At 64.5% G+C, this 13,818-nt stretch carries 14 protein-coding genes; 5 read left to right on the forward strand and 9 right to left on the reverse strand.

The features are described 5' to 3' along the window. Positions 1-138: 138 nt before the first annotated feature. Genes NKI79_RS29035 through NKI79_RS29050 form a run of 4 tightly spaced genes read right to left on the reverse strand, consistent with a single transcriptional unit; the run spans position 139 to position 6,967 of the window. Positions 139-2,226, reverse strand: a complete 2,088-nt coding sequence (locus NKI79_RS29035; protein ID WP_352806487.1) for a hypothetical protein — start codon at positions 2,224-2,226, stop codon at positions 139-141. A 3-nt stretch (positions 2,227-2,229) separates the two neighbouring features. Further along, positions 2,230-5,052 carry a DUF4159 domain-containing protein gene (locus NKI79_RS29040; RefSeq protein WP_352806489.1) on the reverse strand — a complete coding sequence of 941 codons (2,823 nt, stop codon included), beginning with the start codon at positions 5,050-5,052 and terminating at the stop codon, positions 2,230-2,232. Further along, entirely contained in the window at positions 5,049-5,963 is a 915-nt protein-coding gene (locus NKI79_RS29045; RefSeq protein ID WP_352477997.1) for a DUF58 domain-containing protein, read from the reverse strand. The genes NKI79_RS29040 and NKI79_RS29045 overlap by 4 nt, the downstream gene beginning before the upstream one ends. Continuing rightward, the gene (locus tag NKI79_RS29050; protein ID WP_254819166.1) at positions 5,963-6,967 is read right to left on the reverse strand and encodes an AAA family ATPase; all 1,005 of its coding nucleotides are present in this window, start codon (positions 6,965-6,967) and stop codon (positions 5,963-5,965) included. Before NKI79_RS29050 ends, NKI79_RS29045 begins: the two co-directional genes overlap by 1 nt. A gap of 146 nt (positions 6,968-7,113) precedes the next feature. On the opposite strand from NKI79_RS29050, the gene NKI79_RS29055 reads away from it, so the two are divergent. Genes NKI79_RS29055 through NKI79_RS29065 form a run of 3 tightly spaced genes read left to right on the forward strand, consistent with a single transcriptional unit; the run spans position 7,114 to position 9,654 of the window. After that, a complete protein-coding gene (locus NKI79_RS29055; RefSeq protein WP_352477995.1) occupies positions 7,114-7,743 on the forward strand; it encodes a DUF1285 domain-containing protein in 630 nt (209 codons plus the stop codon). A 13-nt stretch (positions 7,744-7,756) separates the two neighbouring features. Further along, the gene (locus NKI79_RS29060; RefSeq protein ID WP_352806492.1) at positions 7,757-8,389 is read left to right on the forward strand and encodes a CoA pyrophosphatase; all 633 of its coding nucleotides are present in this window, start codon (positions 7,757-7,759) and stop codon (positions 8,387-8,389) included. After that, a complete protein-coding gene (locus tag NKI79_RS29065) occupies positions 8,386-9,654 on the forward strand; it encodes a CCA tRNA nucleotidyltransferase (protein WP_352477993.1) in 1,269 nt (422 codons plus the stop codon). Before NKI79_RS29060 ends, NKI79_RS29065 begins: the two co-directional genes overlap by 4 nt. Before the next feature lie 3 nt (positions 9,655-9,657). Here NKI79_RS29065 and NKI79_RS29070 read toward each other — a convergent pair whose 3' ends face one another. The 3 genes from NKI79_RS29070 to hemF form a co-directional block, all read right to left on the reverse strand. Beyond that, on the reverse strand, positions 9,658-9,843 hold the full coding sequence (locus NKI79_RS29070) for a DUF1059 domain-containing protein (protein WP_023679490.1): 186 nt from the start codon (positions 9,841-9,843) through the stop codon (positions 9,658-9,660). 272 nt (positions 9,844-10,115) lie between these two features. After that, a complete protein-coding gene (locus NKI79_RS29075; protein WP_023679489.1) occupies positions 10,116-10,376 on the reverse strand; it encodes a DUF1344 domain-containing protein in 261 nt (86 codons plus the stop codon). 257 nt (positions 10,377-10,633) lie between these two features. After that, positions 10,634-11,548 carry an oxygen-dependent coproporphyrinogen oxidase gene (hemF, locus tag NKI79_RS29080; RefSeq protein WP_352477992.1) on the reverse strand — a complete coding sequence of 305 codons (915 nt, stop codon included), beginning with the start codon at positions 11,546-11,548 and terminating at the stop codon, positions 10,634-10,636. Between the two features lie 105 nt (positions 11,549-11,653). On the opposite strand from hemF, the gene NKI79_RS29085 reads away from it, so the two are divergent. Then, positions 11,654-11,911 carry a hypothetical protein gene (locus tag NKI79_RS29085; RefSeq protein WP_023679487.1) on the forward strand — a complete coding sequence of 86 codons (258 nt, stop codon included), beginning with the start codon at positions 11,654-11,656 and terminating at the stop codon, positions 11,909-11,911. Here the strand turns inward: NKI79_RS29085 and soxR are convergent. Both soxR and NKI79_RS29095 read right to left on the reverse strand, forming a co-directional pair. Then, positions 11,908-12,354, reverse strand: coding sequence for a redox-sensitive transcriptional activator SoxR (soxR, locus tag NKI79_RS29090; RefSeq protein ID WP_352477990.1), 447 nt, complete (start codon positions 12,352-12,354; stop codon positions 11,908-11,910). The two genes, NKI79_RS29085 and soxR, sit on opposite strands and share 4 nt — an antisense overlap. Before the next feature lie 170 nt (positions 12,355-12,524). After that, positions 12,525-12,983, reverse strand: coding sequence for a tRNA (cytidine(34)-2'-O)-methyltransferase (locus NKI79_RS29095; protein WP_352806496.1), 459 nt, complete (start codon positions 12,981-12,983; stop codon positions 12,525-12,527). A 284-nt stretch (positions 12,984-13,267) separates the two neighbouring features. On the opposite strand from NKI79_RS29095, the gene NKI79_RS29100 reads away from it, so the two are divergent. After that, a complete protein-coding gene (locus NKI79_RS29100; protein WP_352806498.1) occupies positions 13,268-13,810 on the forward strand; it encodes a hypothetical protein in 543 nt (180 codons plus the stop codon). Positions 13,811-13,818: the final 8 nt, after the last annotated feature.

The following is a 13,818-nucleotide window of genomic DNA, read 5'->3' on the forward strand; positions in this document are numbered from 1 at the left end:
GCCCAGAAAAGCCTCCGCCAAGCTCAACTGGCCCATCTGCTTCACTGCCATCGCGATTCCCTCCGAGCTTCGTCTCAGAGAATCACAATCAGCGAATTACGCAACAGGCCCACAAGGGGAGAAGGAAGGACGGTGCCGCTACCGCCCTTCGCGGTACCACATAGAGCCCATCGCCAGAAGCAGCAGGCCGAGTCCGAGGAAGCCACCGAACAGCGGCACGCGCGAGACGGCCTTGAGCACGCTGTCGTCGGTAGTGCGCAGGCCGATCCAGTCATTGCCGGAGGCCGCGCCCGACGAACGGACCGGGACGATTGATGGCAGCGTGACCGTGCTGGTGAGATTGCCAAGTGGCGAGGCCGGAGCCAGCCGGCGAACGCTGCCGCCGGTTGCCTCAGCCGGTGGTTTCAGCCGGTTCTCGGTGGAGACGACATCGGTGAATTCCGGGGCGTTGACCGGCCCGACATGGGCCAATGCCGTCAGGTCGCCATTGCCGACCTGGTAGAGACCGATTTCGCTGGTCTCGACGCTGCCGAGGAAGACACCTGGTTCGGATTTCTCGAGCCTGACGATCAGTGCCTTGCCGGATGGCGTGATGACTTGCGCCGGGCCGGGATCGTCGCTCATCGTCTGGCGGCGGATTTCCAGCACCATGCCGCGGCCGTCGGCGGTCAGCCGCTCTTCCTCGAGTTCGGGCTCCTTCATCAGCCAGTGGGCGATGCGCCGGTAGAGCTGGACATGCGGCCCACCGCCTTCGAAGCCGCGCGCCCACAGCCAGCCCTGGTCGGACAGAAGCATGCCGACGCGGCCTTCGCCCTTGCGATCGAGCAGCAGCAGCGGCCGGTTGTCGGCGCCCTTCATCACCGCCTCGCCCTCGGGGTTCTCGACCCCGATGGTGCGGAACCAGCGGCTCCAGTGCGGCGGCTCGGTCGCGGAGCCGTCGAGCCCACGCGTTACCGGATGACGCTGGCCGGTATCGGTGAGGCGCGGATAGAAGGCCTTGTCGATGACCTCGCCGGTCGGCATTGCCGGCAGCGCCGACATCAGCGGCGTGCGGGCGATCGAGCTTTCGCCGGCATATTCGGGGCCTGCCGCGATCAGCAGCGCGCCGCCCTTTTCGACATATTCGGAGATATAGTCGTAATAGAGGATCGGCAGGACGTCGCGGTGCTGATAGCGGTCGAAGATGATCAGGTCGAAATCCTTGATCTTCTCGACGAACAGCTCGCGCGTCGGGAAGGCGATCAGCGACAATTCGTTGATCGGCGTGCCGTCCTGCTTTTCCGGCGGGCGCAGGATGGTGAAGTGCACGAGGTCCACCGAAGCGTCGGATTTCAGCAAATTGCGCCAGGTGCGCTCGCCCGCATGCGGTTCACCGGAAACGAGCAGTACCCGCAGATTTTCGCGAATACCGTCGATCAGCGCGATGGCGCGGTTGTTGGTGTCGGTGAGTTCGCCCGGCTCGTGGTTGATGGCGAGTTCGACAATGTTGCGCCCGGCGCTGGGAATAGTCACCTGCAGCGGCATCGCCTGGCCGATGTTGGCGTGCTCGACCGATACCTGCTCGCCATTGACCGATACGCGGACATCGACCGGGCCGGTGTCGTTGTTGGTGGCGATGACGCGATAGGTCATGTCGAGCGGCTTGCCGACGAGGCCGAAGCGCGGCGCATTCTCGAAGCGAATGCGACGGTCCTTTTCATGCTCGTTGCCGGTAATCAGCGCATGCAGCGGGGCATTGAAGTCGGGTGTGCCGGACGGTGCGTCATGCACCTCGCCATCGGTGATCATGATGGCGCCGCCGATGCGCGATGGCGGCACGTCGCGGAAAGCATTTTCGAGCGAGGAAAACAACCGCGTGTCGGTGCGCTCGTCGGCGGCTTCGGACTTGCCGGCTTCAACGACACGGACGTCGAACTGCTTGAAGCGGCCGAGACGCTGCTGAAGCCCGGCTAACGCCGCGTCGGTCTGCTTGGTGCGGTCGCCGATATCCTGGCTCTGGCTGCGGTCGACGACGACGGCGACGATGCTTTTCAGCGGCTCGCGCTCTTCGTCGAGGAACACCGGATTGAGCAGCGCCGCAGCCAGGGCAATCAGGGCTGCCAGGCGGAAAATCGCACCGCGCTGGCGAAACCAAAGGCCGGCCAGCGCCAGCAGCAGCAGCGGCACCAGGACCACTGCGAGCAGCGGCCAGGTGATGAGCGGTTCGAAGGAGAGCGACCAGTTCATGGTCTACTGTCCCAGCCGCTCGAGCAGCACCGGGACGTGCACCTGATCGGATTTGTAGTTGCCGGTCAGCATGTACATCATGATGTTGACGCCGGCGCGCAGCGCATAGATGCGCTGCATCGGATCCGATGGCACCGTCGGCAATAGCGGGTCGCCATTCTCGTCGACCGCCCAAGCGCCGGCGAAATCATTGGCGGTGATCATGATTGGCGAAACGCCGTCGCCGGTGCGCACCGGGCGGTTCTCGGTGTTGCTGGCTTCGAGCGATGCCTCGACCCAAAGCGGGCTGCCGGCAAAACGGCCGGGAAACTCCGGAAGAATGTAGAAGGATTTGGTCAGCACGTGGTCCGACGGCACCGGTTCCAGCGGTGGCACGTTGAGGTTGCCGAGGATGTCGCGCAGCCGCTCCGTAGCCGGGCTGGTCGAATCCGCACCAATGCCATTGGCGAACTGGTCACGGGTGTCGAACAAGACCGTTCCGCCCTGCTGCATATAGGCGTCGATGCGGGCGATGGCGGCCTCGCTCGGCATCGGGGCCGAGGGATCGATCGGCCAGTAGATCAGCGGGTAGAAGGACAGTTCGTCCTTGGAGATGTCGACGCCGGCGGGTGCTCCGGGTTCGAGCGCGGTTTTTTCGATAAGAAAGCGGGTCAGCCCTTCGAGCCCGGCGCGGCTGATCGAATCGACACCCGGCTCGCCGGTCAGCACGTAGGCGATCCGGGTCTTTGAAATGTCCCCGATCGCCTCCGTGTCTCCCGGTTTGGCGTCGTCGGCACGCGCGACGTCCGCTTGGCCAATCACGGCGCCGAGCGCCATCAGCAGGACTGCTGCCGTCGCCGCAGCGCCGGCACGGCGCGGCCGGCGCGACAACAGGCCGCCCATCCAGAATACGGCAAGCGTGTCGAGCACCATCAGCACCAGGGCGGCCGTGACAAGCGGACCTTTGAGGTTGCGCTGCTCGTCGAAGGCATACTGGATGGTGGTGACCGGCACCGTGATTTCAGGCCGGGCCAGCGGCGTGAATGCGCTGTCGCCACCGAGCAGATTGTGAGCGAACACTCCCGTTTCCGAGCCGTAGAGGCCGGGCGGGTTTTCCAGCGTCACCGGCAGCGGGCCGGCGACGGGCACTAGGGGCCTGGCATCCGGCGTCGGCGGCACCAGCGTGCCGTCGGCGGCGATCATGCGATAGGGTGCCAGCGACGTGGCGGCTGCCTCGGCATTGGCGACTGCCGAGCCCTGGTTGCGCGACAATTGCACGATGCGCCGCAGCATCTCGACGAAGCTTCCGGAGATCGGGAGGTTGGACCACGTCGCCTCGGGGGTGACGTGGAACAGTACGAGGGTGCCCTTGTCCTTCTTCATCCCGGTCACCAGCGGCGTACCGTCGGCAAGCGTGGCCCAGGTGCGCTCGACAATGTCGGGCGTCGGCTCGGCCAGCACCTGCCTGGTAACGGTGACCTCGGTTGGCGGCGCGAGGTCGGCGAAGGGACCGGTTTTCGGGAATTCGGTGACCGGCTGCGGCGCCGTCCATGACAGCGCGCCGCCAAGCGATCGCTCGCCGGTGCGCAGCCGGACCGGCAGCAGATCGTCGTCATTGCCGGCAGCGGCCAGCCGCGAACCGGCAAAACGCACCAGTGTGCCGCCCTTGTCGACCCAGTCGACCAGCCTCTGCCGCGCCTGTTCCGGAATGGTGCCGACATCCGCCATGACGATCATCGCCGGTTTCTGGTCGAGCAGTTGCGGAATGGCGTCGGCGAGATCGACGCTCGACGGCTCGACGAGATCGGCGAAGGGCTGCAGGGCGCGGCGGATGTAGTAGAGCGGCGACAGCAGCGGTTGCGCCTGATCGGCCTCGGACTGCGACAGCAACCCGACGCGGCGGCGTTTTGAGCTCTCATCGAGCACGCGGACGGCACCGGCCTGGCGCTCGCCATCGAGCGCGATATAGGCGAAGTCGTTGCGCAGTTCGAACGGCACCGCCATCGTGCCGGTCGCGGTGGTTCCGCCCGGGGCAAAGGTAAGCATCGCGTCGGCAATGCGGCGGCCCTTGTCGTCGAACGCGCCGGCCGTCACCTGTGCAGGTGCCGGGTCGCCCGGTGCGCGGATGGCGGTCAAGGCGAAGCCGTCGACCTGGTTGTCGGCGCCGGTCAGGCCAGTCAGCGACAGCCGGTCGGAGACGGCCCAGACAATACGTGCCGCGTTCTTTGACAACAACGTGTTGAAGGCGGTTTCGTCGCCTTGCGCCGCCAAGCCATCGGCGAGCACTGCGACGCTGGCGCCCGGCAGCGACTCCAGGGCTGACGCGACGCGGGCGTAGACGGCGGGGCGGTCGGTCGGGATCGGCCGCGGCTTTGCCGCGCGCAGCCGGTCGAGCGCGGCAGCGGCATCGAAGGGACCGATCTCGGCATTCGGCTTCTCGGCGGTGAAAGCGATGAGCACCGGCACGCCATTCGAATTGGCATCGGCGATCAGCCGCTCGGCGGTAGCGACCCGCTTGCCCCAGTCGGCGGCACTTGCCCAGTCATTGTCGATCACCAGCGCCAGGGCGGCGCCCTCGGCGGGCAGCTTTTCGCGCGGGTTGAAGACAGGTTCGGCAAGTGCCGCCACGACAAGCGCGGCCATCAGCAGCCTGAGCAGCGTCAGCCACCAAGGGCTCTGCTGCGGCGTTTCTTCGCGCCTCAACACGCGGGCGAGAATCCTGAGCGGCGGAAACACCTCGGTTTGCGGCCTGGGCGGGGTCAGCCGCAGAAGCCACCAGATCACCGGCAGCGCCAGCAGGCCCCACAGCACCATCGGCGCCCCGAAGGAGAGCGGCAGCCAACTCATGCGCGGGCCCTCCCGGCAAAGCTGCCCTCGGCGGTCATCGCCATATGGATGCGCACCAGCGCCTCGGAGGCAAGGCGATCGGTATGGTTGACGGTAAAGCTCCAGCCAAGCCGTTTGCACCAGGCGGCCAGTTCCTGGCGGCGGGCGGCATAAAGCAGGCGATATTCCTCGCCCAGCATTTCGGCGCGGCCGGCGGTCAGCTTGTCGCCGGTCTCAGGATCGGTGAATTCGGTGCGCCCGGCATAGGGGAAGCTTTCCTCGGCCGGATCGGCGACCTCGATCAGATGTGCGCGCACGCCGTGGCGGGCGAGCACGTCCAGCCAGGCCATGGTGTCCTCGACCGGGTCGAGGAAATCGCTGACGAGGACGATGTCGCAGAAGCGGCGAATGCCGGACAGGTCGGGCTTTGCCGGCAGGTCGCCGGCGTGCATCAGTTGCGCCGCGATGCGCTCGGCGCCATTGCGGGCGGTGAACGGGTCGGTCAGGCCGGGCCAGGCAATGCGCTCGCCGCTGCGCGACAAAAGCTCGGCCATGGCCAGCGTCAGCACAAGGGCGCGCGATTCCTTGGAAACGCCGGCTCCGGTCGATTTGTAGAGCATGGAAGGCGAGGGGTCGGCCCACAGCCACACCGTGTGGGCGGCCTCCCATTCACGGTCGCGGACATAGGTGTGGTCGTCGCGGGCGGAACGGCGCCAGTCAATGCGCGAGGAATCGCCTTCGACATAGGGCCGGAACTGCCAGAAATTCTCGCCGATGCCGCGCTTGCGGCGGCCGTGCCAGCCGGCAATTACCGTGTTGACGATGCGGCGCGCCTCGACCAGCAGGTCCGGCACCAACGAAGCCCGCAACCGGCCTCTGGCGAGCGCATCGCGCGTCGCTGCCGGTGCCTGCGCTTCACCGATGCGCGCCATCAAATCCCTTTCGCGAGCTTCGCCACGACGTCGCGAACCGTGGTGCCCTCGGCGCGGGCGGCGAAGGTCAGCGCCATGCGGTGCTGCAGCACCGGCTCGGCCAGTGCGCGGACGTCGTCGACCGACGGCGCCAGCCGGCCGTCATAGAGGGCGCGGGCGCGGGTGCACAGCGTCAGCGCCTGACTGGCGCGCGGGCCTGGGCCCCAGGCGACGTGCTTGTCGGTATCGGCGTTGCCCTGGCCGGGACGCGCAGAGCGCACCAGCTTGAGGATCGCCTCGACGACGCTTTCCGGCACCGGCATGCGGCGGATGAGCGTCTGGATGTCCTTCAGCCGCGCCGGCTGCAGCACGTTTTCAGCCTTGGCATCCTCGATACCGGTGGTTTCCAGCAGGATGCGGCGCTCCGCCTCGATCTCGGGGTAGAGGATGTCGACCTGCATCAGGAAGCGGTCGAGCTGTGCCTCGGGCAGCGGATAGGTGCCTTCCTGCTCCAGCGGGTTCTGCGTCGCCAGAACATGGAACGGTGACGGCAAGTCGTGGCGCACGCCGGCAATGGTGACGTGGTATTCCTGCATCGACTGCAGCAGCGCCGACTGGGTACGCGGCGAGGCGCGGTTGATCTCGTCGGCCATCAGCAGTTGCGCGAAGATCGGCCCGGAAATGAAGCGGAACGAACGCTTGCCGAATTCATCCTGCTCCATCACCTCTGAGCCGAGAATGTCGGACGGCATCAGGTCGGGCGTGAACTGGATACGGCGCGAATCGAGGCCGAGCACGATGCCCAGCGTTTCGACCAGCTTGGTCTTGGCTAGGCCGGGCACGCCGACCAGCAGTGCATGGCCGCCGGCCAGCAATGCGACGAGCGTGCGCTCGACGACGCTTTCCTGGCCGAAGATGACCCGGCCGACGCCGTTGCGAACCCTCGAAATGTCGGCCAGCGCTTTCTCGGCCTGCGCCACCATGTCCTTTTCGCTGATCGGGCTTTCCTTGATCATCACGCTCATGCAGCATCGATCCTTCTGGTTGGAAATACCGCTTGGCACAGTGGGTGCCGCAGAATGCCGCGATTCGGCCTCGCAGGGCGCCTGTCTTTGAATTTAAATCACAGACTTAGGCTGACAAGCGGAACAACAGTGACTATTTCGTGACCATGACGGAAGCCGCAGACAATCGTGAAGAGAGCCTGACGGCCGCGACCGAGGCGCGCGGGCTGCAAGCGCTGGTCTCGCGCGCGACGCGCGCCGGCAAGGGGCCGGCGCCGGTGGAACGCTGGAATCCGGCGTTTTGCGGCGATCTCGACATGGAAATCAAGCAGGACGGCACCTGGTTCTATCTGGGAACGCCGATCGGCCGGATGCCGCTGGTGCAGCTTTTTTCCTCGGTGCTGCGTAAGGACGAGGACGGCAGGACCTACCTGGTGACGCCGGTGGAAAAGGTTGGCATCCGCGTCGCCGACGCGCCCTTCATTGCCGTCGAGATGGACGTGTCTGGCGCGGGCGACGGACAAATCATCACCTTTCGCACCAATGTCGGCGACGTGGTCGAGGCTGGGGCGGGACACCCGCTGCGCTTCGTCGATGAGGACGAGACAGGTGGCCTGAAGCCCTATGTGCTGGTGCGCGGGCGGCTGGAGGCGCTGGTGGCACGGCCGGTGATGTACGAGCTGGTCGAGCACGGCGAAGAGATCGACATCGGTGGCAAGACGATGTTTGCCGTCCGTTCCAAAGGCGAGGTCTATCCAATCATGCCGGCTGAGAAACTGAAACGGCTGAGCGCATGATGGACCGCCTATGATGGATCAGGTGACGCCGTTGGCGTTTTCCGCTGCCGAGTTTCGCCAGCGCGTCGCGGCGCAGCCGCTGGCGCATGCCGGCGACGATTTTGGCGACCACCGCTTCAATCCGGGCCATCCCAGACTGAAGCTGGCCAACGCGCTGCGCGACGCCGCCGTTCTGATCCCGGTGGTCGATCATGGCCATGAAGCCACGGTCCTTTTGACCAGGCGGGCGGAAAAGCTGCGCAACCATTCGGGGCAGGTTGCTTTCCCCGGTGGCACCGTCGATCCAACCGATGCGAGCCCGGAAGCGGCGGCGTTGCGCGAGACACTCGAGGAGATCGGTCTCGATAGGGATTACATCGAGATCATCGGCCGTCTGCCGGACTACGTTTCCGGCAGCGGCTATCGCATCGCCCCGGTGCTCGGGATTGTGCGGCCCGGTTTCAGCCTGACGCTGAATTCCGACGAAGTCGATGCTGTCTTCGAGGTGCCGCTGGGTTTTCTGATGGACCCCGCCAACCACACCAGAGACAGTCGCATGTGGAACGACCTCGAATGGTTCTTTTACGAGATGCCCTATGGCGGCCAGCGCATCTGGGGCGTCACTGCGGGCATCATCCGAACGCTCTATGAAAGGCTCTATTCGTGAGCAATCCTGTGTCGATTGCCGGCAAGGCCGGCTGGCTCGGCGAAAGCCACTTGCAGCGCCTGCTCGCCGCGCTCACCCACGGCGGCGAGGAGGCGCGTGTCGCCGGCGGTGCGGTGCGCAACGCGCTCATCGGCCAGCCGGTCGCCGACATCGACATCGCCACCACGACGGTGCCCGAGGAAACCATCCGGCGTGCCGAGGCGGCGGGCTTCAAGACGGTGCCGACCGGCATCGAGCATGGCACCGTCACCGCGGTCGCCCAGGGCAAGGCCTATGAGGTCACCACGCTGCGTGCCGATATCGAAACGGACGGCCGGCGCGCCAAAGTGTCGTTCGGCCGCGACTGGAAAGCCGACGCTGAGCGGCGCGATTTCACCATCAATGCACTCTATGCCGAAGCCGATGGAACGGTCGTCGATCTGGTCGGCGGTATCGCCGATATCGAGGCGCGGCGGCTGCGCTTCATCGGCGATCCGGAAGCGCGTATCCGCGAGGATTATCTGCGCATCCTGCGTTTCTTCCGTTTCTTCGCCTGGTATGGCGACGGCAGGCCGGATGCCGAAGGGTTAAAGGCTTGCGCCCGGCTGAAGCAGGGGCTCGACCAGCTCTCGGTCGAGCGCGTCTGGTGGGAATTGAAGAAATTGCTGTCGGCGCCGGATCCGTCGCGGGCGCTGCTGTGGATGCGCCAAGCCGGCGTTCTGACCGCCGTTTTGCCGGAAAGCGAGAAATGGGGCATCGATGCCATTCACGGGCTGATCAAGGCCGAGAAGGACCTGGCCTGGGCGCCGGACCCGCTGCTCAGGCTGGAAGCCGTCGTGCCGCCGGATGCCGCGCGCATGAAAACGCTTGCCGAGAGATTGAGGCTTTCCGTGAGCGAGGCAAGCCGCCTGCGGAATTGGGCGATCACGGCTGCCGTCGATCCGAAAACGACCGAAGGAGAGTTGGCGAAAAGGCTTTATTTTGGCGACCGCCAAGGCTTTGTCGATCGGTTGCGGCTGTTGCTTGCTTCCGCTCGAGCCCGCGCGGTCGAAGACAATGACGCACTACTCGAAGCCGGTGGCTTCTCGCGCCTGCTTGCCTTCGCCGAAAAATGGCAAAACCCTGTTTTTCCGCTCAAGGGCGCCGATCTGACGACACTTGGCGCGTCACCGGGGCCAAAGCTTGGTGCAACGTTGAAGAACCTTGAAAAGGAATGGGTCGAGTCCGGTTTTGCGCTCGATCGCGGCGCGCTGCTCAAGCGCGCCGCAGAGGCACTCGAATCCTGACCGTCACGCTGCGTCGCGGACCTTTTCGATGCGCGAGCGGATCGCCTCGATCATCGTCTCGCGAATCACCGTCTCGCCATGCGTCTCGCGCAGATGCTCGACGGCACGGCGCATGACCTCAGCCTCCTCCTCCGCGCGTGTGTGCCACTCGCAGCCGGGTACGAGCGACCCGCAATGGAATTCCTTCATCGGCTTCTCCTCATCTCCTCCTTGGAGCACCGCGCAGCGCACTGACACGGAAGCTCCAGACCTTTGATTGCGCGATCCGGAAACCGCGTCCGGTATCCGGGCTACACGCTGGCCAGGTTAGCATAACACGATCGAATGGTTTTGGTTGCCTTAGAGTGCCGTGCGTCCAAGCCGACACGCGGTGATCGGATTGCGAAAAGGCGGAGCATCGCTGCTCCGCCCTCTTACGCTACCTAGGAGTAAGACCTCGTCTTGCTCCAGCGGGCAGGACATCACTTCACGATCTTGACTGCCTCGGCAATTTTATCCTTGCCGCTCATATCCCACGTGACGCGGACCTTTTCGCCGACCTTCAGGCCAGGATCCTTGAAGGTCTGGGGCAACGTAAAGGTGGCTCCGTTATCCAGAACCAGGCTCATCGCCGTTCCATCAAAGCTTTTGATCGTGCCGGTGGTGTGCTTGACCGCAGCGAATGCGGCAGTACCAGAGGCGAGAACGGCAGCGGCGGCTGCGGTCATAATAAGCTTGCGCATGGCATGCTCTCCTGGAAAATGCGGGCACTGCTTGGGAAAGGTGCCCCATTCAATCATGGGCCGTCCGGTCACGTCGGGTCGCGGCTCTCGGGAGTAAAGAACCGCCGGCGTTTCCCGGCCCGACGCGACAAATAGCCCAATCTTTACAATGGTATATTAGACGAAAAAGATATTTTTTGGCGCGCCTTGCGCCACATTCGCTGTCAAATTCCGGGGATTTGGACCCGATTGCGGCTCACGTCGTGCTCACCGAGATTTTACGGCCATTTCGCTTCTGGCGGCAGGCTGGACAGGATCGAGGCGACATTGCCGCCGGTCTTCAGCCCAAAGATGGTGCCGCGATCGTGAAGCAAGTTGAATTCGACATAACGGCCGCGGCGGATGAGCTGCTCGTCACGGTCGCCATCGGTCCAGTTGTCATTGAAGTTGGCGCGCACGAGATGTCCGTAGACGACGAGAAAAGATCGCCCGACGTCCTGGACGAAGTTGAAATCGGCGTCCCAGCCGCCTTTGTCCTCATCCGAATGCAGCCAGTCGAAGAAGATACCGCCGGTACCGCGCGGCTCGTTGCGGTGCGGCAGATAGAAGTACTCGTCGCACCAGGCTTTGAATTTCACGTGGTCGGCGATCGCCGCGTTCTTCTCGCAGGCAAATTGCATAGCCCTGTGGAAGGCGACCGTGTCGGGGTCGTCCTGGCTGCGGCGGCGGTCGAGCACCGGTGTCAGGTCGGCGCCGCCGCCGAACCACTGGCGTGAGGTGACGACCATGCGCGTGTTCATATGCACGGCCGGCACGTTGGGGTTCCACGGATGGGCGATCAGCGAAATGCCGCTCGCCCAGAAGGACGGGTCCTCTTCGGCGCCCGGCATCTGCTTCCTGAATTCGGGGGAGAACTCGCCATGAACGGTCGAGGTGTGGACGCCGACCTTCTCGAAGACGCGGCCATGCATCATCGACATGATGCCGCCGCCGCCCTTGCCGGCATCGCGTTGCCACGGCGTCTTTTCGAAGCGACCGGGCGACCAGCTGGCCTGCGGCCCCCGCAGGTCCTGCTCGATCTGCTCGAAGCTGGCGCAGATACGCTCGCGCAACGTCTCGAACCACAGCCGTGCCTTCGTCTTCTTCTGTTCGATGTCGGCTGGCAGCCCCGCCGGTATCTCGGGTCGTTGCAAATCCTGTCTCCGGTTGCGGGGCGTACCCCGACAAATGACTCGTCTTTTCCGGCCGCGATCCCTAATCTCTTAGGTGCAAGGGTCAAGTGTGAATGGAGTTCTTTCGTGCGCACCCCGGCAAGACCGCCGCTGGATGGCCTGAAGAAGAGGCTCGACCGTTCACGCGCCGAGAACGCGCGCATGCCGCGCGACGGCTTCCTGCGCGAGACCTTCGTGCTGCCGCGCTCCGACGCTCGTCTCAAGGCGAAGGAATGGTTCGAGCGCTTTCCCAAGCAGGCCTATTGGACCGAGATCGAGAGCTGGTTCGAGCGGCCGGGCGACGTCATCGAATTCACGATCAGGCGGCTGCCGGCGGCGGATTAACGCTCGATCAGCAAGCGTCTCGCGCCCGGCCCTCGGATGCTCAGCCGGTCGCCCTTATTCCGCAGCGGACATTTGTCGATCGACATGCAGCCGCAGCCGATACAGTCGGTCAACCCGTCGCGCAGCTTCTTGAGCTGACTAATCTTCTGGTCGAGCTCGTCGCGCCAAGCCGTCGAAAGCAGGTTCCAATCCTCGCGGGTCGGCGTTCGTCCTTCGGGCAGCGATCGAAGGGCTGTGCCGATCTCGGCCAGCGAAATGCCGACCTCCTGCGCTACCTTGATGATCGCCACACGTCGCAGCACGTCGCGGCCGTAACGCCGTTGGTTGCCTGATGTGCGGTGGCTGCGGATCAGCCCGCGCGCTTCATAGAAATGCAGCGCCGACACCGCCACGCCACTGCGCGTCGCCACCTGGCCGACCGTCAATTCCGTTGCCGCAGCCATCTCCGATTTTCCGCTTGACCTCAAGTTAAGTTGAGCTTGTAGCGAAGAAGCCTCGAAGATGCAAACGGCAGGAGATGGCGATGGGCGTCTGGATTAGAATGACCGGAGAGGACGCAGTGTTGCGTGAGGACGATGCCTTGGTCGCTGCGGCCGGCGATCGCGTTCACGTCCTAGCGAAGCTGCCGGATCGCCTCGCCCGCCACCATCGCAACGGAAAGCGCGACGTTGATGCTGCGCGCTCCGGGCTGCATCGGGATGGTCAGGCACGCATCCGCCGCCTCGTGGACGGCATCCGGCACGCCTGCGGATTCGCGGCCGAACAGGAGAATGTCGTCGCCGGCAAAGGCGAAATCCGTGTAGACGGCAGCTGCTTTGGTCGACAGCAGCACCAGCCGCCGCTCGGCAAGCTTGCGCCAGTCCTCGAAGGCGTGCCAGTCGACATGCCGGGTGAGCGCCGCCATCTCGAGGTAGTCCATGCCGGCTCGTTTCAGCGCCCGGTCACCGAGCGGGAAGCCCGCCGGTTCGATGATGTCGACGCCGAGACCGAGGCAAGCGGCGAAGCGCAGGATTGTCCCGGTGTTGCCTGCGATATCAGGCTGGTAGAGCGCGATGCGGAGACGGTCGTTCATTTCCGCGTCCTTCTAATAAGTGGCAGATCAGCCACAGAGCTCTCGCGGTTTTGGAAATTCCTGGACTGGCGGGTGGTCATTTTCTGCGAAGTCGGTTATACGGCCAGCATTGTCAACCCGAACCGATGGAGGGGTAATTCATGATGGCCATGCACATCCACCACCTCTCTCGTGGGCTTACCAGCCCGACGGCGGTTTCGGTACGACGATTCTCCTGACCTTTTAGACTTCTAATCGCACCGATTCCCGCCGAAACCTTTTTCGGCCTTTGAAGGAATCCTGCGATGTTTTTCAAGCTGTGGAAGGGGCTGAACGCCCCGCCTGAACACAATTCGAGCGATGTCACCTTTGCCGCACCGCGCATGCCCGCGGCCTGGGTTGGCTCACCCTTCTATCTGCATCTTCAAGTGGAGGACGGACCGATGTTCGATCCCTGTAGAATACCCGGCTCAAGAAGCCTGCACGAGCGCAAGACCGCGACCTGGGCGCTTTTGATCGGCGAGACCCACTCGTCGGCGGTTCACGCCGAGACCCGCCGGCGTCCGCATCGCGGCATGCTGCCGGACGTCGATTTCTCGCGCGCCGTTCCGGACTATAGCCGGCCGTCGCTGGTGCGCCGGATCATCAGGCTGATCCGGCCTGGTGCAAAAACCGGCGCGAAAATCCGGATTGTCAAAACGTCGTCAGCATCGTCAAGCGAGACTGTCGGCGAAAGGCCCGCGACATCCTATATAGCGCGAAGCAGGGCCGGCGAGGCGGACGATACCGTATCGCCGGTCCTTGACGCCATGCGGTCTGGGCACCTCGTCCGTTCGCGTGCCGCGTGAGCAGGAAA

The organism is Mesorhizobium sp. M0340 (assembly GCF_040321535.1).
In the GTDB taxonomy this organism is placed as follows: Bacteria; Pseudomonadota; Alphaproteobacteria; order Rhizobiales; family Rhizobiaceae; genus Mesorhizobium.